Here is a 23389-nt window from a genome sequence, read left to right on the forward strand (position 1 = left end):
CGCCGGGCCGCAGCACGGCATCCTTTCACGCGCTGAAATGATGCCTCACGGAAGCCGGGGCGGCGTGTCGGGCGGGCCCAGCCGGTCGCGGAAGTGGTCGGACAGGAAGTCCAGGAAGCTCCGCAGCTTCGTCGGCATGCGGCGGCTGTCGGGGTAGACGGCGTGGATGCCGTTGTCGAATTCCATGTGGCTGACGCGCAGCCCCGGCAGCAGCCGCACCAGCCGGCCGTCCCGCAGTTCCTCCAGGATCGACCAGTCGGGCAGCAGCGCGAGGCCGAGGCCGGCCGTGGCGGCCGACAGCAGGGCGGGGCCGCTGTCGGTCTGGAAGCTGCCCGCCACCGGCACCTCGGTCAGCGCGCCGGCGGGGTCGAGGAAGCGCCAGACCGGCCGGCCGAGGTTGATTCGGTAGGTCAGGCAGTCGTGCCGCGCGACATCCGCCGGCCCGCGGGGCGGCGGGTGCCGCGCCAGGTAGGACGGCGCGGCGCAGAGGATGCGTTCCGAGGTGGCGAGCCGCCGCGCGATCAGCCGCGAATCGGCCAGGGCGCCGATGCGGATGTCGACATCCACCTGCCGCTCCACCGGGTCCACCGCCAGGTTCGACAGCAGCAGGTCCACCTTCACCTCCGGGTTCGCGGCCAGGAAGCGCGGCAGCGCCGGCACGATCCAGAGCTGCCCCACCAGCACGCGGGCATGCACGCGCAGCGTTCCCCGCGGCACCGCCTGGAGGTTGGCGACCGCGGCCTTCGCATCCTCGATCTGCGCGAGGATCTGCTCGACCTGCCGGTGGTACAGCTCCCCGGCCTCGGTCAGGGACAGGTGGCGGCTGGTGCGGTGGAACAGGCGGGCGCCGAGCTCCTCCTCCAGCGCCTGGATCTGGCGCGTGACGGAGGGCGCCGACAGGCCGAGCTGCCGGCCGGCCGAGGACAGGCTGCCGCTCTGCACCACCGCCTGGAAGACGCGCATCGCGCGAAGCGAATCCATGCCGCCGCGCCCCCTTCGCGCGCGGGGCCATCTGCCGCGCCGGCGGGGGCGGGGGCAAGCCCATCATTTCATCCCGCACAATGATGCTGGTCGGCCGGCGGGCGTTGTGGCGGCCGGGCGCAAGCGCGAGGATCGCGCCCGACGACAAGGGCGGGAGGAGCGGGCCATGGCGACGACACGCCGCACCCTGGTGGGGGGCGGGGCGGGGATGCTGGCCGCCACGGCATGGCCGGCGCGGGCGCAGGCGCCCTTTCCCTCGCGCCCGATCCGCTTCGTGGTGCCCTTCGCGCCCGGCGGCGGCAGCGACATCGTCGCGCGGCTGCTGGCCGAGGAACTCGCGCCGCGGCTCGGCCAGCCGCTGATCGTGGACAACCGCCCGGGGCAGGCGGCCAGCGTCGGCGCCGCCTTCACCGCGCAGCAGCCGCCCGACGGCCATACCATCCTGATCTGCACCCCGGGCGTGCAGATGACGAACCCCTTCCTCTACGCAAGCCTGCCCTACGACGCGGAACGCGGGTTCAGCCCCATCGTCCACCTGGCGCACCTGCCGAACATCCTCGTCGTGCATCCCTCGGTGCCGGCGGGGAACGTGGCGGAGTTCATCGCGCATCTCCGCGCCAACCCGGACCGGCTCAGCTTCTCCTCCACCGGCCCCGGCTCCTCCAGCCACCTGGCGATGGAGCTGTTCATGTCGATGAGCGGCACGCGCATGACGCATGTGCCCTACCGAAGCTCCGGCCAGGCGCTGATCGACCTGACCGCGGGGCGGGTGGAGGCGACGCTCGACAGCTTCGCCGCCATCATCCCGGCGGTGCGGGCGGGGCAGCTCCGGCTGCTCGGCATCTCCACCGAACGGCCGCTGGACGACCATCCGGAGATCCCGCCCATCGCGGCGACGCTGCCCGGCTACGAGGGCACGACGCTGCTTTACATGGTGGGCCCCGCGGGGATGCCGGCGCCGGTCGTGGCGCGGCTGAACGCCGCCTTCAACGAGGTGCTGCGCCTGCCCCGCATCCGCGACCGCTTCCGGGAAATGGGGATGGCCGCGTCCGGCGGCACGCCGGAGGAACTGGCGCAGGTCATCGCGGAGGGCCGCGCCAAGTGGCGCGGCGTGATCGAGCGCGCCGGCGTGAAGCTGGACTGAGCCGCGCATGACCGACCCCGCCACCTGCCGCTTCGAGCTGTCGGACGGCATCGCCACCATCACGCTCGACCGCCCGCCGGTGAACGCGCAGAACCGGCGGCTGCGCGACGAGCTGATCCGCCTGTTCGACGCATGCAGCGACCGCGACGATGTGCGCTGCGTCGTGCTGACCGGCGCGGGCGGCACCTTCTCGGCCGGCGCCGACATCAAGGAGCGCGTCGGGCTGGTGCAGGAACCGGGCGACTACATCGCCCACAACCGGGTGACGCGCGAATTCTTCTACGCGCCGATGGACTGCCTGAAGCCGGTGATCTGCGCCGCCAACGGCCCGGCCATCGGCGCGGGCTTCGCGTTGATGCTGTCCTGCGACATCCTGCTGGCCGCGGACAGCTGCTGGGTGCAGATGCCGGAGCTGGATGTGGGCCTGGCAGGCGGCGCCAAGTTCCTGTCCGAGCATTTCAGCAGGTCCCGCGCGCGGATGATGTTCTTCACCGGCCGCCGGGTGCCGGCGGCGGAACTCCACCGCCTCGGCATCGTGGAGGAGGTGATGCCGCGCGACGCGCTGCTGCCCGCCGCCATGGCGATGGCGCGCGAGATCGCGCAGAAGAGCCCGGTCGCGGTGCGCCAGGCCAAGCGCAGCTTCAACGTGGTGGAGTCCATGCCCTACCGCGAGGCCTACCGCTTCGAGCAGACCATCACCGAGGACCTCTCGCGCACCGAGGATGCGAAGGAGGCGCAGCGCGCCTTCGTCGAGAAGCGCAGGCCCGTCTTCAAGGGGAGATAGCGATGGCGACCGGCCGCTACACCAGCGACCTCGAGGAAGGGGACCGTCTCGGCCCCGCCGAGGTGGTGATCAGCCCCTTCCAGGTGCGCGAATACTGCCACGCGAACGAGATGCACTTCCCCTGCTTCCAGGACGAGCCGCACCCCGTCGTGCCGCCGACCATGGCGCATCTGGAGAAGCTGCGCTTCTACACGATGCACTGCCCCGAAGGCTGCGGCCCGAATGCGCGCGTCCACTACACCTTCGACGTGCGCTGGCACGGCGCGATCCGCGCGGGCGAGGTGCTGGCGGTGGAGGGCGTGGTCAGCCGCCGCTACACCAAGCGCGGGCGCGAATACATTGACGTGGACATCGCCATGCGCCGCAAGGCCGACGGCGCGCTGCTGGTGGAGTACCGCGACACCGTCTGCCTGTCCTACCGCAACGCCTCGCAGGAGGCCGCGTGATGGAGCTTCGCCCGGGCGACGAGATCCGATCCGCCCCGCGGGTGATGACGCGGGAACGCATGCGCTGGTACGTGGACGCGCTGCCGACGGTGGAGGCGAATGACGGCCGCGTGCATTTCAGCGTGCCGACCATCCATGACGACGACGAATACGCGAAGGGGCAGGGGCTGCCCGGCATCATCTCCGACGGGATGATCAGCACCAACTGGATCCTGGACCTGCTGATCCGCAGCTTCGGGCCGAAGGTGCTGGAGGATCCGGGCGCGCTGACCACCAAGTTCATCGCGCCGGTGCAGGAGGACGTGGCGCTGACCAGCGTGCTGAAGGTGGAAGGCGTGCAGGAACTGCCGGATGGCCGCCGCCGCCTCTCGCTCGCCGTCTGGTCGGAGGATGGCGGGGGGCGCAAGGTCACGGTCGGCACCGCCGCGGTGACGCTGTAGCCGCCATGGCCGGCGTGCTGGACGGGGTGCGCGTGCTGGACTTCAGCCGCGTCTTCGCGGGACCCGCCGCGACGCAGGCGCTCGGCGATCTCGGCGCCGACGTGGTGAAGGTGGAGGAACCCGGCCGCGGCGACGAGGCGCGCGGCTTCGGCGTGACGCCGGAGGTGCTGGCGCGGCTCGGCGCCAGCCCTTCCTACCTGGCGCTGAACCGCAACAAGCGCAGCATCGCGCTCGACCTGAAATCCCCGGCGGGGCTGGCGCTGGCCAGGCGGCTCGCCCTCTCGGCCGACGTGCTGGTGCACAATTTCCGCCCCGGCGCGATGGAGGCCTGGGGCCTGGGCTGGGACGACCTGCGGGGCGACAACCCGCGCCTGGTCCATTGCGGCTTCTCGGCCTATGGCGAGGCCGGGCCGCTGCGCGACTTCGGCGCGAACGACGTGGCCCTCCAGGCGCATAGCGGCCTGATGCACCTGACCGGGGAGCCGGACCGCCCGCCGGTGCGCGTCGGCACGGCGGGCATCGACCTGCATGGCAGCATGGGCATGGTCGCCGCCATCCTGGCCGCGCTGCTGCACCGCGCGCGGACGGGGCAGGGGCAGAAGGTCACCTCCTCCCTGCTGCAATCCTCCGCGCATCTGATGAGCTACTTCTACACCGACTGGTGGCTGGCGGGGACCGAGCACCGGCGCATGGGCACCGCCAACCACCTCAGCGTGCCGAACCAGGTCTTCCCCGCGGCGGATGGCGACGTGGTGGTCATCGCGCCGAGCGACGCGATGTGGCGCCGCCTGGCGCGCGCGCTGGACCCCGCCGCGCTGGACCGCCCGGACTTCGCCACCGCCATGGACCGCCGCGCCAACCGCGTCGCGCTGGTGGAGGCGGTGTCGGCGGTGACGCGGCGGATGGCCTGCGACGAGATCCTGGCGCGGCTCGGCGCGGCGAAGGTGAACGTGGCGCGGGTGAACAACGTGGCGCAGGCCGCCGACCACCCGCAGCTGGACGCCGCGGGCGCGGTGCTGGAATGGCAGCGCCACGGCCATGCGGAACGCGGCGTCGCGCCGCCCTTCACGCTCCACGGCTCCCCGGTGGAGGTGCGCCGCCCGCCGCCCGATGTGGGCGAGCATGCCGACGAGGTGCTGCGCGAGATCGGCCTGACCGGGGCCGAGATCGCGGAGGCACGCGCCGCCGGCGCCTTCGGGCCGGCGGAGTAGCGCGGGGCCGCATCCCCCCACCTTGCCGGGGAGGGGGTTGGCAGCGCGGCGCGGATGCGGGCAGACAGGCGCCCCGACCCCGACCGGAGGAACGCCCCGATGCGCCGCCGACAGGCCCTGCTGCTGCCCAGCCTCCTCGCGCTGCCCCGCCTGGCCGGCGCCCAGCCCGCCTTCCCGACGCGCCCGCTGCGATTGGTCATCCCCTTCACCGCGGGCGGCAGCAACGACGTGGTCGGCCGGATGATCGCGGAAGGCATGGCCCAGCGGCTTGGCCAGCCCGTGGTGGTGGAGAACCGCGGCGGCGCGGGTGGGGTCATCGGCAACGACCAGGTGGCCAAGGCGCCGGGCGACGGGCACACGCTGCTGCTGGCGGGCAGCGGCAGCTTCGTCATCTCCTCCCTCGTGCAGCCGCGTCTGCCCTACGACCCGGTGCGGGACTTCACCCCGGTGGGCTTCATCGGCGCGGCGCCCAACGTCATCACCGTGAACCCGCGCGTGGCGGCGCGGAACCTCGCGGAGTTCCAGGCCGTGGCCCGTGCCGCGCCGACGCCGATGCGCTACGGCACGCCGGGGGTGGGCACCAACGGCCACGCGCTGGGCGCGATGATCGGCGTGGTGCTGGGCGTGGAGATGGAGGCGGTGCACTACCGCGGCACCGGCCCCGCGCTGACCGACGTGCTGGCCGGGCGGCTCGATCTCATCACCAACGCATCGGCGCCGCTGCAGCCCCACATCGCCGCCGGCACGCTGCGCGCGCTGGCCGTCGCCGGGAAGTCGCGCAGCGCCGCCCTGCCGGACGTGCCGACGAGCGTGGAGCAGGGCTTCCCCGAGCTCGACAGCGCCACCTGGTACGCCATCCTCGCCTCGGGCGGGACGCCGCCGGCCGCCGTCGCCGCGCTGCACGCCGCGCTGAACGCGACGCTGGCCGAGCCGGAGGTGCGGCGCCGCCTGATCGAGAACGGCGTCGACGAGATCGCGCCGAGCGCGAGCCCCGCCGACCTCGCCCGCCTGCTGGCCGAGGACCGGGACCGCTGGGCGCGCGTGGTGGGCCGCGCCGGCCTGCGCGTGGAATAGGACGAGGACGCATGACCACGACTGCCATCGAACTCTCGGTCGAGGACGGCGTCGCCACGCTGCGCCTGAACCGGCCCGAGGTCCGCAACGCGATCGACGACGCCACCCGCGGCGCGATGATCGACGCCCTGGAAGCCGCGGCGGGCGACCCCGCCGTGCGGGCGCTGGTCGTCACCGGCGCGGGCAGCGCCTTCTGCGCGGGCGGTGACGTGCGGGGCATGAAGCAGCGCCTCTCCGCCCCGCCCGAGGATGTCGCCATCAACGGCTGGCGGCGGCAGGCGCGGACGCACCGCGCGGTGTCGCTGCTGCACCTGTTCCCGAAGCCCACCATCGCCGCGGTGAACGGCGCGGCCGCCGGGCTCGGCTGCGACGTCGCGCTGGCCTGCGACTTCATCATGGCCGGCGAGGCCGCGCATTTCACGATGAGCTTCATCGCCCGGGGCCTGATTCCCGACGGCGGCGGCATGTATTTCCTGCCGCGCCGCGTGGGCCTGGCGCGCGCGAAGGAACTCGTCTTCAGCGGCCGCCGCGTCGCCGCGCAGGAAGCGGTGGCGATCGGCCTCGCGGACCGCGTGGTGCCGGATGCGGACCTTCCCGCCGCCGCCCATGGCTGGGCGCGGGAACTGTCCGCCGGCTCCCCCGCCGCGCTGGCGCTGGCGAAATCCGTGCTCGACCGCTCGCTCGAGATGGGGTTCGAGGCGGTGCTCGCGGAAGGGTCGAAGGCGCAGGCCATCTGCTACACGACGGCCGAGCACCGCGCCTCCGTCGCCGCCTTCCTGGAGCGTTCGGCGAAGCGATGACCGCGATCGGGAAGCTGCTGCGCCCGCGCAGCGTCGCCGTCGTCGGCGCCTCGGCCGACCCGACCCGCACGGGCGGCCGCCCGGTGGGCTACCTCCAGCGCCACGGCTTCGCGGGCGAGATCTGGCCGGTGAACCCCCGCGCGGCCGAGATCTCCGGCCTGCGCTGCTTCCCGGACGTGGCGAGCCTGCCGGGCGCGCCGGATGTGGGGATCGTGCTGGTCGGGCCGGACCGCGCCGAGGCCGCGGTTCGCGACCTCGCGGCGCGGGGCGCGGCGGCGGCCATCGTGCTGGCCGGCGGCTTCGCCGAGACGGGGGGCGAGGGCGTGTCGCGCCAGGCGGCGCTGCGCGCGGCGGCGGGGGGGATGCGGCTGCTCGGGCCGAACACGATCGGGCTCGTGAACCTCGCCGACGGGATCGTGCTCTCGGCCTCCGGTGCGCTGGAGGTCGGGGACCTGCCGCGCGGGCGCATCTCGCTCGTCTCGCAGTCGGGCGGCATCCTGGGCGCGGTGCTGTCGCGCGGCGCGGCGCGGGGCATCGGCTATGCGCGGCTGGTCTCCACCGGGAACGAGGCCGATCTCGACATTGCCGACCTGCTCGACCACCTGGCGGGGGACGAGGCGACGGATGTCGTCGCGCTCTACCTCGAAGGGCTGCGCCGGCCGGATGCGTTCCGCGCCGCCGCAAGGCGGGCAGTGGCGGCCGGCAAGCGCATCGTCGCCTTCAAGGTCGGCCGGTCCGAGGCGGGGGCGAGCGCCGCCATCTCCCACACCGGGGCGCTGTCGGGCGAGGACCGGATGTACGAGGCGCTGTTCCGCCAGCTCGGCATCATCCGGGCGGAACGCTTCTCGGACCTGCTCGACATCCCCGCCGCGCTGGCCGCGGGGCGACGCGCGCGCGGGCGGCGGGTTGCGGTGCTGACCTCGACCGGCGGTGCAGGCGCGCTGCTGGCCGACGCCTTCGGCCTTGCAGGGTTCGAGTTGCCGCCGCCGGACCCGGCCACGGCCGCACGGCTGGCCGCCGTGACGGGCGAGGCGGCGGTGGCCAATCCGCTCGACCTGACGCTGGCCGGGCTGAAGCCCGAGGTGATGCGCGGGACGATGCAGGCGCTGCTCGACGGCCCGGAGTACGACGCGCTGGCGGTGGTGGTCGGCTCCTCCTCGCTCGCGCAGCCGCGGCTGGCGGCGGATGCGATCGCGGCGTGCATGGCGGGCAGCGACAAGCCGGTGATCGCCTTCGTCAGCCCGCATGCGCCGGCGGTGCTGGCCGCGCTCAACGGCGGGGGCATCCCGGCGGTGACGGAACCCGAATCGGCCGCCGCCGTGCTCGGCGCGCTGGCGCGGCCCGCCCCCATGGGGGCGCCGGCCGCCACCCCGGCCGCAGCCCCGCCGGCGGGTCTGCCCTCCGGGCCGCTGGACGAGGCGGAGGCGAAGGCCCTGTTCGCCCGCTTCGGCATCCCGTCCGTGCGGGAAGTGGCGGCGCCGGACCCCGCGGCGGCGGGGGCTGCCGCAGCGGAACTCGGCGGGACGGTGGTGCTGAAGGCGCTGTCGCGCCACCTCGCCCACAAGAGCGAGGCAGGCGGCGTGAAGCTCGGCCTGGCACCGGGGGATGTCGCGGCCGAGGCCGCGGCGATGCTCGCCCGCGTCGAGGCCGCGACAGGCCGCGTGCCGGATGGGCTGCTGGTGCAGGAACAGCTGCGCGGCGGGGTGGAGGTGATCCTGGGCCTGGTGCGGGACGAGGCGATCGGCACCGCCGTGCTGCTCGGCCTCGGCGGGGTGATGGCGGAGGTCCTTGCCGACACCTCGCTGCGGCTGCTGCCGATCGGGCGGGCGGATGCGGAGGCGATGGTGGCGGAGCTGCGCGGCCGCCGCCTGCTGGACGGCTTCCGCGGCGCGCCCGCGGCCGATGTTCCGGCGCTGGTGGATGCGGTGCTGCGCTTCGCCGCGATGGCCGGGGCGCTCGGCCCCCGCCTGCGGGAGGCGGAGATCAACCCGCTCTTCGTCCTGCCCCGCGGGCAGGGCGTGCGCGCCGCCGACGGGCTTGCGGTGCTGGCGGAATAGCGGCGGCGAGCCTGCCGGGCGGCAGGCGCGCCGGCCTCACGCCCGGCCCAGGAAGTCCCGACCTGCGGCCGCGAAGCCGGCCGAGCCGCCGAATGGCGGCCGCGGCAAGTGCCGCGAAGCCGAGCGCCGGAGGCGCGCTGGCGTTCGAGGCGTGAAGTGCGTCAGCACTTCATCGGCGGGGCATCAGCTGCGGAAATCCGGGTCGGTGCGGTCGAGCTGGCGCAGCAGGCCCGGCCATTCCAGCAGGCCGTAGCGGCGGGAATTCGGCGGGTCGTACATCGCGCAGGACTTCGCCACCACCTCGTCGGACGGCATCTCGAGCTCGGTGTTGCAGGCCATCGCCTGCAACTGCGCCTGGCAGGCGCGCTCCATGCCCCACATGGCGATGAAGGCCTCGGGCACGCTGTCGCCCATGGTCAGCAGGCCGTGGTTGCGCAGGATGCAGAAGTTCCGGCCGCCGATGCTGCGCGCCAGGCTCTCGCGCTCCGCCGGGTCGCGTTCCGGCCCGCGGAAGTCGTGGTAGGCGATGCGGCCGTAGAAGCGCGTGGCCGTCTGCGTCAGCGGCAGCAGACCGCATTTCAGCGAGGACACGGCCATGCCCGCGATGGTGTGCGTGTGCATGACCGCCTGCGCGTCGGGCCGGGCGCGGTAGATGCCGCTGTGGATGGTGAAGCCCGCGGGATGCAGGCCATAGGGCGTGTCGGGGCGATACAGGATGTCGCCCTCCACCGTCACCTTCAGCAGCGAGGAGGCGGTGATCTCGCTGAACAGCATCCCGTTCGGGTTGATCAGGAACTGCCCCGGCGCGTCCGGCACCCGCGCGGTGATGTGGGTGTAGATCATGTCGGACATGCCGTAGCGGTCGCACAGCCGGTAGCAGGCCGCGAGGTCCACGCGGGCCTTCCACTCGGCCTCGCTGACGGAGCCCTGGATGGGGGCGATCTGCAGCCCCTGGATGGCGGTCATCGTCGTCACTCCCCTGCGGTCATTCGGGCCGGATGCCGGCAGCCTGGACCAGGCCGCGCCATTTCGCGATCTCCTCGTGCAGCCGGGCCGTCAGCACGGCGGGACCGTCGAGGCGGATGATGCCGGCCGCGGAGGCCAGGCGGTCCTTCAGCTGCGCGTCGTCGCGCATCAGCGCAAGCTCGGCGACCAGCCGGTCGCGCAGCGCCGGCGGCAGGCCCTTCGGCGCGTACATCGAGAAGAAGTTGGGCGCGGCGTAGCCCGGCACCTGCTCGGCGATGGCGGGGACGTCCGGCACCAGCGCCACGCGTTCGGCGGTGGTGACGCCGAGCAGCCGGCCGCGCCCCTGCTGGGCATGGGGCAGCACCTCGATCGAGCTGCCGAAGACCAGGTCGATCTCGCCGGAATAGATGGCGTTCACCGCCTGGCTGACGCCGCGATAGGGGACATGCGTCAGCTCGATCCCCGCCATCGCCGCGAACAGCGCCGTCGTCAGGTGGTTGGCGGAGCCGACGCCGCCGCTGCCATAGGTGAACCGCCCGGGATTGGCGCGCGCCTGCGCCAGCAGGTCGGCAAGGTTCGCGAAGCGCGATTCGTTGCGCACCAGCAGCCCCGCCGGCAGGTCGCAGACGATGCTCAGCGGCTCCAGGTCGCGGATCGGGTCGAAGTTCAGGTTGGGCTGCAGCGTCGGCAGGATGGAGATGGCGGCCGAGATGAACAGCAGCGTCGCCCCGTCCGGCGCCGCGCGCGCCACCGCCTGCGCGCCGAGCCCGCCGCCCGCGCCGGCCCGGTTCTCCACCACGAAGGTCGCGCCCAGCCGCTGGCTCAGCCGGTCGGCGATGATGCGGGCGGGGATGTCCTGGGGGCCGCCGGCCGCGAAGGGGATGATGATGCGCGCCTGGCGCACCGGCCAGGGCTCCGCCGCGCCCGGTGCCTGGGCCGCCGCGCGCCCCGCCCCCGCCGCCAGCGCGGCGGTGGCGGCGAGAATGTGCCTGCGTTGCATCCGTTCCCTCGTTGCTTCTCGTTGTCCCGGCGCCCGGGGGCGTCGCCGGGACGTTCCCACGGGCCGGGGGCCTTCGCCAAGACGGACGCCGTCAGCCCCGGCGGTCGAGCAGGTCCGACACGCGGCGCGCCGCCGCGGCGCAGCGGAGCGCGAGTTCGCCGAGCCGCGCCGGCACCAGGCGGCTCGACGGGCCGGTGATGCAGAAGGCGCCCGCCACGCGGCCATCCGCACCGCGGATCGGCGCCGCCACCCCCGCCACCCCCACCTGCCATTCATCGGCCGACCGGGCGCAGCCCTCCTGCCGCACGCGCGCGAGCTCGGCGAGCAGGGCGTCGCGCGTCTGGACGCCATGGGGGGTGACCGGCGCGAAGCCCGCCGCGACGGCCTCGACCACCTCGGGCGGCTGGAAAGCCAGCAGCGCGCGGCCGAGGGAGGAGCTGCACAGCGACACCCGCGCGCCGAGCGGCGAGAAGATCTGCAGCGGCTGGCGGCTGTCCACCTTGTCGATGATCAGCGCGTCGCGGTCCTGCACGATGCCGAGCAGCGTCGCCTCGCCCGTTGCCTCCGCCTCCGCCTCCAGCAGCGGGCGCGCGGCCTGGCGCAGGCCCATGCCGCGCACCACGCCGACCCCCATCTCCCACATCTTCACGGTCAGCGCGTAGCGGCCGGTCGCCGGGTCCTGCTCGGCGTAGCCATGGCGCACCAGCGTGTCCACCAGCCGGTACACGGTGCTCTTGTTCAGCTTCAGCTCCCGCCCGAGCTGGCTGACGCCGAGCGGCCCGCCGCCGCGGGCCATCGCCTCGATCAGCTGGAGCGCCTTCTCAACGGTGGCCGACACGCGGCCTCCCGGCGGCGGGCGTGGAGCGGGGCGGGGACAGCAACGGATTTCCTGTCATGCGGGGCCGGGAGGAAGGTGTTTCATCTATAGGCACGGTGTTGCGGGATTTCCAGCGCCGGATCATCATCGCCCCATGACGCTGGATGCCCGCAGGCTCATGACCCTCGCCATCCCGGCGCGCAACCCGGCCTGGTCCGGGCGGGAGACGATGCTCTACGCCCTGGCCGTCGGCCTCGGGGCGGCGGAGGACGACCTGCCCTTCGTGTTCGAGGACGGGCTGCGCGTGGTGCCGAGCATGGCGACCGCGCTGGCCTTCGACGATTCATGGCTCGACGCGGGCGGCATCGACCTGCGGCGGGTGGTGCATGGCGCGCTGGACCTGGACTTCGCCGCGCCCCTTCCCGCTTCGGGGGAAGCGGCGGTGGCGTCGCGGATCGTCGGGCTGGGCGACAAGGGCGCGGGCCGGGGTGGGCTGGTCTTCCAGGAAAGCGTGGTGTCGCTGGGCGGGGCGCCGGCCTCCACGGTGCGCTCCACCATCTTCGTGCGTGGCGCGGGCGGCTTCGGCGGCGGCGCCGGCACGCAGTTCGAGACCGCGCCGCTGCCCGCCCGCGCCCCGGACGAGGTGGCGGAGGTCGCGACGGCGGCGAACCAGGCGCTGCTGTTCCGCCTCCTCGGCGACCGCAACCCGCTGCACGCCGACCCCGCCGTGGCGCGCGCCGCCGGATTCGCGCGGCCCATCCTGCACGGCGCCTGCACCTTCGGCATCGCCTGCGCCGAGGTGCTGCGGCGCTTCTGCGGGCGCGATCCCGCGCGCCTGGCCCGCTTCGCCGCGCGCTTCGCCGGGCCGCTGCATCCGGGGGAGACGCTGCGCTTCGACTTCTGGCGCGACGGGCCGCGCCTCGGCTTCCGGGCCGCCGCGGCGGGGCGCAACGCCCCCGTGCTCGACAACGGGTTCGCGGTGCTGGTGCCGTGAGCCAGCCGATGCCGCAGGAAGACCTCGCCGCGCTGGTCGCGCGGGTCCCGGACGGCGCGATGGTGGTGGTGCCGCCCAACTACAGCGGCGTCGCCGTCGCGGCGACGCGGGCGCTGGCGGCGCGGGGCGTGCGCGGCCTGCACCTGCTCGCCAGCCCCTCCTCCGGCATCCAGGCGGACCTGCTGATCGCCGCAGGCTGCGTCGCGACGATGGAGGCCGCCGCCGTCAGCCTCGACGAGTTCGGCCCCGCGCCCGCCTTCACCGCGGCGGTGCGGGCGGGCACCATCCGCATGCTGGACAGCACCTGCCCGGCCATCCACGCCGCGCTGGGCGCGGCCGAGAAGGGGCTGCCCTTCATCCCGCTGCGCGGCCTGATCGGCAGCGACGTGCTGCGTCACCGCGCCGACTGGAAGGTGATCCAGAACCCCTTCGCCGGGACCGAGGACCCGATCGTGCTGCTGCCCGCGCTGCGGCCCGACATCGCGCTGTTCCACGCCGTCGCTGCGGACCGCGAGGGGAATGTCCGGATCGGCCGCCGCCGGGAACTCGCCGTCATGGCCCATGCCGCGCGCCGGACGCTGGTGACGGTGGAGCGGATCGAGGAGGGGTGCTTCTTCGACCGGGAGGAGATCGTGGCCGGCGTGCTGCCCGCGCTCTACGTCACCGCGCTGTCGGTCGTGCCGCGCGGCGCGTGGCCGCTCGGCCTCGACGGGGAATACGACATCGACGCGGAGGCGATGCGCCGCCACGCGCGGGGGGACGCGCCGTGACGGACGCCGCGCTGCTCATCAGCCTGATCGCCGACCTGATCGGGGATGCGGAGCATGTCGCGACCGGCGCGCTGTCGCCCATCCCGACCGCGGCGGCGATGCTGGCGCGGCGACGCAGCGGCGGGCGGATGCGGGTGACGATCCTCGGGTCCCGCCGCAACAGCCGCTTCACCGACGGCGCGAAGGAGTTGTTCGACTGCGCCGCGCAGGGGCGCATCGACGTCTTCTTCCTGTCCGGCGCGCAGATCGACGGGGAGGCGAACATCAACCTGCTGGGCATCGGCGACCACCGCCGCCCGAAGGTCCGCTTCGCCGGCAGCTTCGGCTCGCCCTACCTCTACATGCTGGTGCCGCGCGTCATCCTGTTCCGGCTTGGCCATGACCGGCGCGCGCTGGTGCCGAAGGTGGACTTCGTCAGCGCGCCGGGCTGGAGCCCCCCGCATGTCCACCGCCCCGGTGGGCCGCAGGCGCTGGTAACCGGGCGCTGCGTCTTCGACTGGCAGCGCGCGGCGCGCCGCTTCGCGCTGCGCAGCCTGCATCCGGGCGAAACGGCCGAAGGCGTGAGGGAAGCCACCGGCTTCGACTACGACGCCCCGGCTGCCCCGCCCGTCTCCCCCGTGCCCGACGCGGCGCTGCGCGAGGAGATCCGCGACCTGGTGCTGGACGAGGTGGCGGAAGCCTATCCCCGCTTCGCCGAGGAGTTCCGCATCTGATGGAAAAACCCATGCAGCACAGCGACGACTGGCCCGGCAAGCGCGTCCTCGTCACCGCGGGGGCGGCGGGCATCGGGCTCTCGATCGCCCGCGCCTTCCACATGGCGGGTGCGAAGGTCTGGATCTGCGACGTGGCGGAGGATGCGCTGGCCGCCGCGGCGGGGGAACTTCCCGGCCTCGGCACCATGCGCTGCGACGTGGCGGACGCGGCGCAGGTGGACGCCTTCGTGGCGGCCGCGGTGGACGCGATGGGCGGGCTCGACATCGTCATCAACAATGCCGGCATCGCCGGGCCGGCGGCGCCGGTCGAGGCGATCCCGCCCGAGGACTGGGCGCGCGTCATGGCGGTGAACGTCAACGGCCAGTTCCATGTCGCGCGCGCGACGGTGCCGCACCTGAAGGCGAATGGCTGGGGCGCGATGATCTGCATGGCGTCGGTGGCGGGGAAATACGCCTTCCCGCTGCGCACGCCCTATGCGGCGTCGAAGGCGGCGGTGATCTCGCTCGCCCGCTCGCTCTCGGTGGAACTCGGCCCGCACCGCATCCGCGTGAACGCCATCGCGCCCGGCGTGGTGGCGGGGGAGCGCATCCGCCGCGTCTTCACCGACCGCGCCGCGACGCGCGGCATCACCTATGAGGAGATGGAGCAGGTCGCGCTCCGCGCCGTGTCGCTGAAGACGGCGGTGGAGCCGGAGGAGATCGCGGCGCTGGTGATGTTCCTCTGCGCGCCGACGGGCCGCGCCATCACCGGCCAGGTGCACAGCATCTGCGGCGGCCTGGAATACACGGAGTAGGGACGACATGGCGAGCAGCGGCAAGGTCATCATCACCTGCGCCATCACCGGCGCGACGCACACCCCAACCATGTCGCCGCACCTGCCGGTGACGCCTTCCGCCATCATCGAGCAGGCGGCCGCGGCGGCGGAGGCCGGCGCGGCGATCCTGCACCTGCACGCGCGCGACGCGGCGACGAGCCGCCCGACCGGCGACCTCGACACCTGGTTCCACATCCTGCGCGGGCTGAAGCAGCGCACCGGCGCGGTGCTGAACATGACCACCGGCGGCAGCACCTTCATGTCGATCGAGGACAGGCTGAAGGCCCCGCTGGCCGCGCGGCCGGAACTGTGTTCCTGCAACATGGGCTCGATGAACTTCGGCACCTACACGATGATCCCGAAATACCGGGGCAGGTGGCAGCACGACTGGGAGGAGGAGTATCTGGAGGCGAGCCGGGGCGCCATCTTCCGCAACACCTTCGCCGACATCGAGACCATCCTGCACAGGCTCGGCGATGCCGGCACGCGCTTCGAGTTCGAATGCTACGACGTCGGCCACCTGTACAACCTGGCGCATATGGTGGACCGCGGCCTGGTGAAGCTGCCGATGTTCGTGCAGCTCATCGTCGGCACGCTGGGCGGCATCGGCGCCGACCCCGAGAACCTGGTCTTCATGAAGCGCACCGCCGACAAGCTGTTCGGCGACCGCTACCGCTGGTCCGTCCTCGCCGGCGGGCGGCACCAGATGAACATGGCCACCATGGCGGCCACCATGGGCGGCAATGTCCGCGTGGGGATGGAGGACAGCCTCTATGCCGGCAAGGGCCGCATGGCGACCTCCAACGCCGAGCAGGTGCGGATGATCCGCGGCATCCTGGAACAGCTCTCGCTGGAGATCGCGACGCCGGACGAGGCGCGGGAGATGCTGGGCCTGAAGGGCGGCGACCAGGTGGGCTTCTGACCGAGGCGGCGCGCTCAGCCGCCGCCGAAGCCGTGCTCCGCCGCGGCCCGGTCCAGCGTGGCGGAGGTGCCGGCCCGGTCGAGCGAGGCGAGCCAGCGCCGCAGCGGCGCGACCAGCGCCTCCTCCTCCGCAAGCCGCCCGAATAGCGACGCGATGCGCAGGACCGGCAGCGGGTCGGACCCGGCCATCCGCGCCGCGTCGCGCAGCTCGGGCGTGACATCCGGCCCGGGCTCGATCGGCGCCCCACCCTCGTCCACGCCGCGCAGCCGGCGTATCCATGCGGCGAGGGCGAGGGCGAGCAGCTCCACCCCGCCGCCCATCGCCAGCCGCGCCTCGATCGGCATCAGCAGCAGGTTGATCGGCGCCGCCTGGTTGATGCGCTCCACCGTGTCGCCGATGGCGGGGTTGGCGAAGCGGGCGACGAGCGTGCGCTGGTAGGCCGCGATGTCGATGCCCGGCACCGGCGGCAGGGCCGGCGCGATCTCGCGCTCCATCAACGCGGCCATGTAGCCGCGCAGCCGCGGATCGGCCATCGCGTCATGCACGAAGACATGGCCCAGCATGCGCCCGATCGCCGCGATGGCGAGGTGGCTGCCGTTCAGCAGCCGCAGCTTCATCATCTCGTATGGCGCGACATCGGGCACGAACTGCGCGCCCGCTTCCTCCCAGGCGGGGCGGCCGGCGGCGAAGCGGTCCTCGATCACCCATTGGGTGAAGGATTCGGCGAAGACGGGCCAGCGGTCGCGAAGGCCGTATGCCCGTTCGAGATGCGCGAGGTGGTCGGGCCGCGTCGCCGGGGTGATGCGATCCACCATGGTGTTGGGAAAGGCGCCCTCGGCCTCGATCCAGGCGGCCAGCCCATCGTCGCGCAGCGCCGCCAGCGCCAGCACGGCGCGGCGCAGCACCGCGCCGTTGTCCTGGATGTTGTCGCAGCTGAGCGCGGTGAAGGGGCCGAGGCCCGCGGCGCGGCGGCGGCGCAGCGCCTCCACGATCACGCCGATGGCGCTGCGCGGCGCCCCCGGCGCGGCGAGGTCGGCGCGGATCAGCCCATGCGCCGGGTCGAGTTCCCGCGTCGCCAGGTTCAGGCAGTAGCCGGCCGGGCTGACGGTGAGGCTGACGATGCGGATGGCGGGATCGTCGATCCGCGCCAGCAGCGCCTCGCTCGACCCGGAGGCGTCGATGATGCCGGCGAGGGAGCCGATGACGGCGGCGCTCTCCTGCGCGCCGTCGCGTTCCACCAGCGTGTAGAGCCAGTCCTGCGGCAGCAGGCTGTCACGGACCAGCCGGTCGCCCGGCAGCAGCCCCGCGCCGAGGATCCCCCAGCCGAGCGCGCCGGGATCGCGCGCCATCACCTCATGCGTGTAGCGCGCCATGTGCGCGCGGTGGAAGGCGCCGGGCCCGAGATGGACGATGCCGGGCCGGACCTGCGCAGGGTCATGGCCCGGGCGGCGCAGCCCCGGCGGCAGCCGGTCGAGATGGGGGCGGCGGAGATCGAGGCTGGGCACGCGCGGCTATCCTTCCACGGGACGGCAGAGCAGCAGGACGGTGTGGTCGCCGCTGGTCGCCACCGTGCCGTCCGCCTTCACCAGCTCGGCGCGTTCCACGGCGATGCCCCGCCCGGGCTTCGAGGCCGGGCGCTTCTCCGCCAGCGTCAGGCGCAGATGCACGCGGTCCCCCGGCTCGAGCGGCGCGTGGAAGCGCACCCGGTCCCAGCCGAGAGAGGCGGCGACGCTGCGCTCGAAGCAGCCGAGCCCGGACTTCAGCCCCTCGATCAGCGCCAGGCCGAACAGGCCATGCGCGATGCGGCCGCGGAAGCCCGCGGCACGGGCGAAGGCGTCGTCCATGTGGACGGGGTGGCGTTCGCCGGTCAGCGCCGCATGGGCGTCGATGTCGGCGAGGGTGATGGTGCGCGGCGCGCTTTCCAGCACCGTCCCCGGCGTGAAATCCTCGTACCAGACCTGCGGGGTCATCGCGGCTTCGCCCATTCGGCCTCCTGCAGGCGCCGCCAGTCGATCTTGCTGCTGCCGGAACGCGGCAGGCTGTCCACGAATTCCACGAGCCGCGGCGCCTTGTAGGCGGCCATGATCCCGCGCGACCAGCCGATCAGCCCTTCGGCGTCCAGCGCCATGCCGGGCCGGCGCACCACGAAGGCCTTAACCACTTCGCCGCGCGGGCCCGGGGCGGCGACGATGCAGCATTCCTGCACGGCGGGGTGGCGGTACAGCAGCGCCTCCACCTCGGCCGGCCAGACCTTGTTGCCGTTGACGTCCACCATGCGCTTCAGCCGGTCGACGAGGAAGAAGTAGCCCTCGGCGTCCACCCGGCCGAGGTCGCCGGTCCGCAGGAAGCGCCTGCCGTCGCGAAGCAGGAAGGCTTCCGCATCCGCATCCGGCCGGCGCCAGTAGCCGCGCATGAGCTGTGGGCCCGCGACGATGATCTCCCCCACCTCGCCGGGGGGAAGCTCCTCCAGCGTCGCGGGGTCGATGATGCGGCTGTCGGTGCCCTGGATGGGGATGCCGAGGCATTGCGGCTTCGGCCGGTCCGGCGGGTTCAGGTGCGTCGCGGCGATCGCCTCGCTCAGCCCGTAGCCCTCGACGAAGCGCAGGCCCCAGCGCCGCTGCAGTTCCTCCGCCACGGCGGCGGGCATGGCGGACCCGCCCCCGGTCAGCGTGCGGAGCCGGGCGAAGGCGGCTTCGCGGAAGTCCGGCGCGTGCAGCACGTCCACCACCATGGTCGGCGCCGCGCTCCACAGCGTGACGCCGTAGCGTTCGAACAGCGGCGCCACCAGGTCCCGGTCCCAGCGGGCCATCAGCACCACCGGCGCCGCCGCGACGATGCCGCCGTTCATGGAGACCTGCATCCCCGCCACATGGAACAGCGGCATGAAGCCGCTGATCACCGTGGCGTCGTCATAGCCGTACCACTCCGCCTGCGCGGCGGCGGTGAACACGGCGTTGGCGTGGGGATGCACGCAGGCCTTGGAGCGCCCGGTGGTGCCCGAGGTGTAGGGCATGACGCAGAGATCCTGCGCAGCCACGCCGTCGGGCCGGGGCGGCGCGGCCCCGGCCAGCGCCTCGTGCCAGGGGATGCAGCCCGCGGGCAGGGTGGCGGGCAGCACGGATTCCGCCATCACCGCGGGCAGGCGGAAGGGGGCGGGCCGGGGCACCTCGTCCCCGTAGGGCGCAAGGATCAGTTGCGACAGCGCGCCGGGCAGCAGCGGCGCGAAGCGGGGCAGCAGCTCCGCCCCCGCCAGCGCCACCCGCGCGCCGCTGTCCTCGGCGAGGAAGGCCAGCTCCTGTGTCACGCTCATCGGGCTGACCGGCACCACCACCCCGCCCGCGCGCAGCACCGCATGGTAGCCGATGACGAAATGCGGGGAGTTCTGCATGTCCAGCAGCACGCGGTCGCCATGCCCGACGCCGCATCGGTGCTGGAGGAAGCCGGCCAGGCGTTCGACGCGCCCCAGCAGCTCCGCGAAGGTCAGTTCCGCCCCGTAGAAGGCCAGCGCCAGCCCCCCGGGCCGGCGCGCGGCGGCGCGGCGCAGCGCGGCATTCAGGGTCGGCGGCAGGTCGGCGGGCATGCGGGCCACGCCGGCGGGCCAGAAGGGATCGTGCAGGCTCATGCCGGCGTCGCATCCAGCGGGTGGTGGCAGCGCGCGGACTGGCCGGGCGCGACCTCGGCCAGTGGCGGCGCGGCGCTCGTGCAGATCGCGGTCTGGCGCGCGCAGCGCCCGGCCAGGCGGCAGGCATGGGGGTCGGGGTCGATCGGGCTGCGCGGCTCTCCCTCCAGCCGCTCGCGGGGCGGGCGCGGGGTGCCGGGCAGGCGCGGGATCGCCGACAGCAGCGCGCGCGTATAGGGGTGGCGCGGCGCGGCGAAGACCTGCGCCGCCGGCCCCGTCTCCACCACCTTGCCGAGATACATCACCGCGATCCGGTCGCAGAGCAGCCGCACCACGTTCAGGTCGTGGCTGACGAACAGCAGCGCGACCCCGGCTTCCCGTCGCAGCCGCATCAGCAGCTTCAGCACCACCGCCTGCACCGAGACGTCGAGCGCCGAGGTCGGCTCGTCCAGCACCAGCAGCCGCGGCTCCACCGCCATGGCCCGCGCGATGCCGACACGCGCCTTCTGCCCGCCCGAGAGCTGGTGCGGGAAGCGCGGGAACAGCTCCGCCGGCAGGCCCACCTGTGCGGCCGCGCGTTCCACTTGGCGGCGGACGGCGTCCCGCCCCTTGCCGGGCATCAGCTGGCGCACCGGATCGGCGATGGCGTCGAAGACGCTGAAGCGCGGGTTCAGGCTCTCCGTCGGGTCCTGGAACACCATCTGCACCTGCCGGCGCTGCGGCAGGGCGGCGAAGCGGGCGGGCGGGATGGCACCGACCGGCGCGCCGTCCAGCAGCACCTCTCCCGCATCCACCTCGATCAGACGGCTGACCATCCGTGCCAGCGTGGACTTGCCGCAGCCCGATTCGCCGACCAGGCCCAGCGCCTCGCCCGGCAGGATCGCCAGGTCCACCTCCTCCACCGCCTGCAGCACGCTGTCGGGCGGGCGCCGCAGCAGGCCGGCCAGGCCGCGACGCGGGCGGGGGACGGCGAAGCGCCGGCTGACGCCCCGCAGTTCCAGCACGGGGGTCACAGCGGGTGCCGGCAGGCCACGCGGCGGCCCGGCCCGGCCGGGGCCAGGCGCAGCGGCGCCAGGTCGCAATCCGGCGCGCGGCGGGTGCAGCGTTCGGCGAAGCGGCAGGGCGGCAGGTCGTCGCGGCGAAGGTCCGGCAGCGCCCCCTCGATCGGCAGCAACTCGTCGATGCTCGCCACCGCGGAGGGCACGCTGGAGAGCAGGCGCGCGGTGTAGGGGTGGCGGGGCCGGCCGAAGATGGCATCCACCGGCGCGTCCTCCACCACATGGCCGGCATGCATCACCACGATGCGGTCGCAGTATTCCGACGCCAGCGCCAGGTCGTGCGTGATGAGGATCGCGCTGGCGCCCTGGCCACGGACCGCGTCGCGGAACAGGTCCATCACCACCGCCTGGGTGGTGACGTCGAGGCCCGTCGTCGGCTCGTCCGCCAGCAGCAGCCGCGGCGCGCAGGCCAGCGCCATGGCGATGCCGATGCGCTGGCACATGCCGCCCGACAGCTCATGCGGAAAGGCGCGAAGCCGCCTTTCGGGGTCGGGGATGCGCAGCCGGCGCAGCGCGCCGAGCACCTTCGCGCGGATGGCGGCGGGGGGCGAGGGGTCGTGCCGCGCCACCACGTCGGCGATCTGCTGGCCGACGCCGCGGATCGGGTTCAGCGCCGCGCGCGGGTTCTGGAAGACGATCGAGATCTCCCGCCCGCGCAGGTCGTCCAGCGCCGCCCGGTCCAGCCGCAGCAGGTCGCGCCCGCCGAAGGCGGCGCGGCCCGAGGTGACGCGCGCCGCGGCATCGAGCAGGCCGAGCAGGCTGTAGGCGGTGACGGACTTGCCCGACCCGCTCTCGCCCACGATGCCGAGCATCTCGCCGGGCTGCACGTCGAAGGTCACGCCGTCCAGCGCATGGACGGTGCCGCCGCGGGTGCGGAACTCGACCGAGAGGTCCTGCACGGAGAGCAGCGGCGCGGTCACGTCCGGCTCCGCGGGTCCAGCATGTCGCGCAGCCCGTCGCCGAGCAGGTTGAAGCAGAACACCGCGAGCATGAGCGCGAGGCCCGGGAACAGCGTCAGCCACCACTGGCCCGAGACGATGAACTGGGCGCCTTCCGCGACCATGATGCCCCATTCCGGCGTCGGCGCCCGCACGCCGAGCCCGATGAAGGACAGGCCCGCCGCGTTCAGCACCGCCCAGCCGAGGTTGAGCGAGGCCTGCACCACCAGCGGCGCCATGATGTTCGGCAGCAGGAACACCCGCAGGATGCGCGCATGGGAGGACCCGCCGACGCGCGCCGCCTCGATGTAGCCGAGGTTGCGTCGCACGGCGACCTCGGCCCGCGCGAGCCGGATGTAGAAGGGCAGGTTGATGACCGCGGTGGCATAGACCACGGAGGAGACGGAATTGCCCAGCGCCGCGACCACGCCCATCGCCAGCGCGAAGAGCGGGAAGGCCATCAGCACGTCGACCGCGCGCCCGACGCCGCGGTCCAGCGGCCCACCGAAATAACCCATCGCCGCCCCCACCACCGCGCCGACGGACAACGACAGCAGCACCGCCGCCGCCGCGATGGCGAGGTCGAGCCGCGTCGCCACCACGACGCGGGAAAGGATGTCGCGCCCCAGCTGGTCCGTGCCGAACCAGTGCGCGGCGGAAGGCGGCTGCAGCGCCAGGCGCGTGTTGGTGGCCAGCGGGTCGAAGGGCACCAGCGAAGGGCCCGCCAGCGCCGCGCCCAGCAGCAGCGCCAGCAGCGCCAGCGCCAGCAGGTTCAGCGGGTTGCCGGCCAGGACGTGGCGCGCGACCCGCAGCCTCTCACCCATGGCGCGCCAGGTCCGAGCGGGGATCGACGACGGCGTAGAGCAGGTCCACCAGCAGGTTCACCAGCACGAAGACCGCCGCCATCACCAGCATGAAGCCCTGCACCGGCGCATAGTCCAGCGAGAGCAGCGAATCCAGCGCGTAGGACCCCACCCCCGGCCAGGCGAAGACCCGTTCCACCAGCACATTGGCACCCAGCATGTAGGAGAAGACGAGCCCGAGCGTGGTCACGATGGGCAGCATGGCGTTGCGCAGCGCATAGGTCAGCACGACGGTGCGCCAGCGCAGCCCGTTGGCCCGCGCGGTGCGGATGAAGTCGCTTCCCAGCGCGGCCAGCATGGACGCCCGCGTCATCCGCGCCAGCGGCGCCAGCGCGAAGAAGGCCATGGTCACGCTCGGCAGCACCAGCTGCCGGAGCGCGGAGGCGAAGCCCTCCCCGTCGCCGGCCAGCAGCGTGTCCGCCAGCAGGAAGCCGGTGACCACGGGCGGTGGTACCGCGAAGGGGTCGAGCCGCCCGATCGGCTCCGGCGCCCAGCCGAGCAGGTAGTAGAACAGGTAGATCAGCAGCAACCCGCTGACGAAGGTGGGCAGGGCGACCCCGGCCGTCGCCACCAGCCGGCAGGCATGGTCCACCAGCGATCCCGGCCGCAGCGCGGCCGCGATGCCGAGCGGCAGCGCGCCCGCGACGGCCAGCGCGAAGGCGGCGAAGGTCAGCTCGGCCGAGGCCGGAAGGCGCTGCAGCATGTCCCGCGCCACCGGCTGCCCGGTGGTGATGGACTGGCCGAGGTCGCCGCGCAGCAGCTGGCCCACATAGATCAGGAACTGCCTCCACAACGGCTGGTCGAGCCCGAGCTTCTCCCGCACCGCCTGGACGGCGGCGGCGTCCATGGTCGGGTTGCCGGCGAAGAACACCGCCGGGTCGCCGGGCAGCAGGCGCGTCAGCAGGAAGGTCACGACGACGACGCCCGCCAGCGTCGGGACCAGGCCGAGCAGGCGGCGGAACACGAACCCCATGGAC

General features: G+C 73.7%; 24 protein-coding genes. 13 read left to right on the forward strand and 11 right to left on the reverse strand.

Annotated features, from left to right (window positions below; genetic code table 11):
- Positions 1–45: 45 nt before the first annotated feature.
- Entirely contained in the window at positions 46–981 is a 936-nt protein-coding gene (locus tag ACK8OX_RS00195) for a LysR family transcriptional regulator (protein WP_430661887.1), read from the reverse strand.
- Positions 982–1147: 166 nt separating this feature from the next.
- On the opposite strand from ACK8OX_RS00195, the gene ACK8OX_RS00200 reads away from it, so the two are divergent.
- The 8 genes from ACK8OX_RS00200 to ACK8OX_RS00235 all read left to right on the forward strand — a co-directional run bounded on the left by ACK8OX_RS00200 (position 1148) and on the right by ACK8OX_RS00235 (position 8937).
- Entirely contained in the window at positions 1148–2125 is a 978-nt protein-coding gene (locus ACK8OX_RS00200; protein ID WP_430661888.1) for a Bug family tripartite tricarboxylate transporter substrate binding protein, read from the forward strand.
- Between the two features lie 7 nt (positions 2126–2132).
- Positions 2133–2909, forward strand: coding sequence for an enoyl-CoA hydratase/isomerase family protein (locus ACK8OX_RS00205; RefSeq protein WP_430661889.1), 777 nt, complete (start codon positions 2133–2135; stop codon positions 2907–2909).
- A gap of 2 nt (positions 2910–2911) precedes the next feature.
- Entirely contained in the window at positions 2912–3355 is a 444-nt protein-coding gene (locus tag ACK8OX_RS00210; protein ID WP_430661890.1) for a hypothetical protein, read from the forward strand.
- Positions 3355–3795 carry a MaoC family dehydratase gene (locus ACK8OX_RS00215; protein WP_430661891.1) on the forward strand — a complete coding sequence of 147 codons (441 nt, stop codon included), beginning with the start codon at positions 3355–3357 and terminating at the stop codon, positions 3793–3795. Before ACK8OX_RS00210 ends, ACK8OX_RS00215 begins: the two co-directional genes overlap by 1 nt.
- 5 nt (positions 3796–3800) lie before the next feature.
- Positions 3801–5006 carry a CaiB/BaiF CoA transferase family protein gene (locus ACK8OX_RS00220; protein ID WP_430661892.1) on the forward strand — a complete coding sequence of 402 codons (1206 nt, stop codon included), beginning with the start codon at positions 3801–3803 and terminating at the stop codon, positions 5004–5006.
- A gap of 99 nt (positions 5007–5105) precedes the next feature.
- Positions 5106–6080: a Bug family tripartite tricarboxylate transporter substrate binding protein gene (locus ACK8OX_RS00225; protein ID WP_430661893.1), complete on the forward strand. Its 975-nt coding sequence runs from the start codon at positions 5106–5108 to the stop codon at positions 6078–6080.
- 11 nt (positions 6081–6091) lie between these two features.
- On the forward strand, positions 6092–6880 hold the full coding sequence (locus ACK8OX_RS00230) for an enoyl-CoA hydratase/isomerase family protein (RefSeq protein ID WP_430661894.1): 789 nt from the start codon (positions 6092–6094) through the stop codon (positions 6878–6880).
- On the forward strand, positions 6877–8937 hold the full coding sequence (locus ACK8OX_RS00235; RefSeq protein ID WP_430661895.1) for an acetate--CoA ligase family protein: 2061 nt from the start codon (positions 6877–6879) through the stop codon (positions 8935–8937). The genes ACK8OX_RS00230 and ACK8OX_RS00235 overlap by 4 nt, the downstream gene beginning before the upstream one ends.
- A 183-nt stretch (positions 8938–9120) precedes the next feature.
- Here ACK8OX_RS00235 and ACK8OX_RS00240 read toward each other — a convergent pair whose 3' ends face one another.
- The 3 genes from ACK8OX_RS00240 to ACK8OX_RS00250 form a co-directional block, all read right to left on the reverse strand.
- A complete protein-coding gene (locus tag ACK8OX_RS00240; RefSeq protein ID WP_430661896.1) occupies positions 9121–9903 on the reverse strand; it encodes a class II aldolase/adducin family protein in 783 nt (260 codons plus the stop codon).
- Positions 9904–9922: 19 nt separating this feature from the next.
- Complete coding sequence (locus tag ACK8OX_RS00245) at positions 9923–10903, reverse strand: Bug family tripartite tricarboxylate transporter substrate binding protein (protein ID WP_430661897.1); 981 nt, start codon at positions 10901–10903, stop codon at positions 9923–9925.
- A 91-nt stretch (positions 10904–10994) separates the two neighbouring features.
- The gene (locus tag ACK8OX_RS00250) at positions 10995–11741 is read right to left on the reverse strand and encodes an IclR family transcriptional regulator (RefSeq protein ID WP_430661898.1); all 747 of its coding nucleotides are present in this window, start codon (positions 11739–11741) and stop codon (positions 10995–10997) included.
- Positions 11742–11874: 133 nt separating this feature from the next.
- Here ACK8OX_RS00250 and ACK8OX_RS00255 point away from each other — a divergent pair, with 133 nt between their 5' ends.
- From ACK8OX_RS00255 to ACK8OX_RS00275, 5 genes are read left to right on the forward strand one after another with little or no spacing between them, the layout of a single operon-like run.
- Complete coding sequence (locus ACK8OX_RS00255; protein ID WP_430661899.1) at positions 11875–12714, forward strand: MaoC/PaaZ C-terminal domain-containing protein; 840 nt, start codon at positions 11875–11877, stop codon at positions 12712–12714.
- Positions 12715–12722: 8 nt separating this feature from the next.
- The gene (locus ACK8OX_RS00260) at positions 12723–13484 is read left to right on the forward strand and encodes a CoA transferase subunit A (RefSeq protein ID WP_430661900.1); all 762 of its coding nucleotides are present in this window, start codon (positions 12723–12725) and stop codon (positions 13482–13484) included.
- Complete coding sequence (locus ACK8OX_RS00265; protein WP_430661901.1) at positions 13481–14197, forward strand: CoA-transferase; 717 nt, start codon at positions 13481–13483, stop codon at positions 14195–14197. The genes ACK8OX_RS00260 and ACK8OX_RS00265 overlap by 4 nt, the downstream gene beginning before the upstream one ends.
- Complete coding sequence (locus ACK8OX_RS00270) at positions 14197–14991, forward strand: SDR family oxidoreductase (RefSeq protein ID WP_430661902.1); 795 nt, start codon at positions 14197–14199, stop codon at positions 14989–14991. The genes ACK8OX_RS00265 and ACK8OX_RS00270 overlap by 1 nt, the downstream gene beginning before the upstream one ends.
- A gap of 7 nt (positions 14992–14998) precedes the next feature.
- Positions 14999–15934 (forward strand): 3-keto-5-aminohexanoate cleavage protein, encoded by a 936-nt coding sequence (locus ACK8OX_RS00275; protein ID WP_430661903.1) that lies wholly within the window; start codon positions 14999–15001, stop codon positions 15932–15934.
- A 14-nt stretch (positions 15935–15948) separates the two neighbouring features.
- Here ACK8OX_RS00275 and ACK8OX_RS00280 read toward each other — a convergent pair whose 3' ends face one another.
- From ACK8OX_RS00280 to ACK8OX_RS00310, 7 genes are read right to left on the reverse strand one after another with little or no spacing between them, the layout of a single operon-like run.
- Positions 15949–17439, reverse strand: a complete 1491-nt coding sequence (locus tag ACK8OX_RS00280) for a mannitol dehydrogenase family protein (protein WP_430661904.1) — start codon at positions 17437–17439, stop codon at positions 15949–15951.
- Positions 17440–17445: 6 nt separating this feature from the next.
- Entirely contained in the window at positions 17446–17919 is a 474-nt protein-coding gene (locus ACK8OX_RS00285) for a MaoC family dehydratase (RefSeq protein WP_430661905.1), read from the reverse strand.
- The gene (locus tag ACK8OX_RS00290; protein ID WP_430661906.1) at positions 17901–19556 is read right to left on the reverse strand and encodes a long-chain-fatty-acid--CoA ligase; all 1656 of its coding nucleotides are present in this window, start codon (positions 19554–19556) and stop codon (positions 17901–17903) included. The genes ACK8OX_RS00285 and ACK8OX_RS00290 overlap by 19 nt, the downstream gene beginning before the upstream one ends.
- A complete protein-coding gene (locus ACK8OX_RS00295) occupies positions 19553–20566 on the reverse strand; it encodes an oligopeptide/dipeptide ABC transporter ATP-binding protein (protein WP_430661907.1) in 1014 nt (337 codons plus the stop codon). The genes ACK8OX_RS00290 and ACK8OX_RS00295 overlap by 4 nt, the downstream gene beginning before the upstream one ends.
- Positions 20563–21531 carry an ABC transporter ATP-binding protein gene (locus tag ACK8OX_RS00300; RefSeq protein ID WP_430661908.1) on the reverse strand — a complete coding sequence of 323 codons (969 nt, stop codon included), beginning with the start codon at positions 21529–21531 and terminating at the stop codon, positions 20563–20565. The genes ACK8OX_RS00295 and ACK8OX_RS00300 overlap by 4 nt, the downstream gene beginning before the upstream one ends.
- Positions 21528–22373, reverse strand: coding sequence for an ABC transporter permease (locus tag ACK8OX_RS00305; protein ID WP_430661909.1), 846 nt, complete (start codon positions 22371–22373; stop codon positions 21528–21530). The genes ACK8OX_RS00300 and ACK8OX_RS00305 overlap by 4 nt, the downstream gene beginning before the upstream one ends.
- Positions 22366–23385: an ABC transporter permease gene (locus tag ACK8OX_RS00310; protein WP_430661910.1), complete on the reverse strand. Its 1020-nt coding sequence runs from the start codon at positions 23383–23385 to the stop codon at positions 22366–22368. Before ACK8OX_RS00310 ends, ACK8OX_RS00305 begins: the two co-directional genes overlap by 8 nt.
- Between the last annotated feature and the right edge of the window lie 4 nt (positions 23386–23389).

The organism is Falsiroseomonas sp. CW058 (assembly GCF_050563535.1).
GTDB lineage: Bacteria > Pseudomonadota > Alphaproteobacteria > Acetobacterales > Acetobacteraceae > Falsiroseomonas.

What these genes read in the sequence shown, in the direction of transcription:
- ACK8OX_RS00240 (WP_430661896.1), bottom strand. Translation starts at nt 9,903, where the DNA reads ATGACCGCCATCCAGGGGCTGCAGATCGCCCCCATCCAGGGCTCCGTC.
- ACK8OX_RS00255 (WP_430661899.1), top strand. Translation starts at nt 11,875, where the DNA reads ATGACGCTGGATGCCCGCAGGCTCATGACCCTCGCCATCCCGGCGCGC.
- ACK8OX_RS00200 (WP_430661888.1), top strand. Translation starts at nt 1,148, where the DNA reads ATGGCGACGACACGCCGCACCCTGGTGGGGGGCGGGGCGGGGATGCTG.
- ACK8OX_RS00220 (WP_430661892.1), top strand. Translation starts at nt 3,801, where the DNA reads ATGGCCGGCGTGCTGGACGGGGTGCGCGTGCTGGACTTCAGCCGCGTC.
- ACK8OX_RS00290 (WP_430661906.1), bottom strand. Translation starts at nt 19,556, where the DNA reads ATGAGCCTGCACGATCCCTTCTGGCCCGCCGGCGTGGCCCGCATGCCC.
- ACK8OX_RS00210 (WP_430661890.1), top strand. Translation starts at nt 2,912, where the DNA reads ATGGCGACCGGCCGCTACACCAGCGACCTCGAGGAAGGGGACCGTCTC.
- ACK8OX_RS00305 (WP_430661909.1), bottom strand. Translation starts at nt 22,373, where the DNA reads ATGGGTGAGAGGCTGCGGGTCGCGCGCCACGTCCTGGCCGGCAACCCG.
- ACK8OX_RS00275 (WP_430661903.1), top strand. Translation starts at nt 14,999, where the DNA reads ATGGCGAGCAGCGGCAAGGTCATCATCACCTGCGCCATCACCGGCGCG.
- ACK8OX_RS00195 (WP_430661887.1), bottom strand. Translation starts at nt 981, where the DNA reads ATGGATTCGCTTCGCGCGATGCGCGTCTTCCAGGCGGTGGTGCAGAGC.
- ACK8OX_RS00260 (WP_430661900.1), top strand. Translation starts at nt 12,723, where the DNA reads ATGCCGCAGGAAGACCTCGCCGCGCTGGTCGCGCGGGTCCCGGACGGC.
- ACK8OX_RS00245 (WP_430661897.1), bottom strand. Translation starts at nt 10,903, where the DNA reads ATGCAACGCAGGCACATTCTCGCCGCCACCGCCGCGCTGGCGGCGGGG.
- ACK8OX_RS00310 (WP_430661910.1), bottom strand. Translation starts at nt 23,385, where the DNA reads ATGGGGTTCGTGTTCCGCCGCCTGCTCGGCCTGGTCCCGACGCTGGCG.
- ACK8OX_RS00215 (WP_430661891.1), top strand. Translation starts at nt 3,355, where the DNA reads ATGGAGCTTCGCCCGGGCGACGAGATCCGATCCGCCCCGCGGGTGATG.
- ACK8OX_RS00205 (WP_430661889.1), top strand. Translation starts at nt 2,133, where the DNA reads ATGACCGACCCCGCCACCTGCCGCTTCGAGCTGTCGGACGGCATCGCC.
- ACK8OX_RS00270 (WP_430661902.1), top strand. Translation starts at nt 14,197, where the DNA reads ATGGAAAAACCCATGCAGCACAGCGACGACTGGCCCGGCAAGCGCGTC.
- ACK8OX_RS00285 (WP_430661905.1), bottom strand. Translation starts at nt 17,919, where the DNA reads ATGGGCGAAGCCGCGATGACCCCGCAGGTCTGGTACGAGGATTTCACG.
- ACK8OX_RS00225 (WP_430661893.1), top strand. Translation starts at nt 5,106, where the DNA reads ATGCGCCGCCGACAGGCCCTGCTGCTGCCCAGCCTCCTCGCGCTGCCC.
- ACK8OX_RS00230 (WP_430661894.1), top strand. Translation starts at nt 6,092, where the DNA reads ATGACCACGACTGCCATCGAACTCTCGGTCGAGGACGGCGTCGCCACG.
- ACK8OX_RS00235 (WP_430661895.1), top strand. Translation starts at nt 6,877, where the DNA reads ATGACCGCGATCGGGAAGCTGCTGCGCCCGCGCAGCGTCGCCGTCGTC.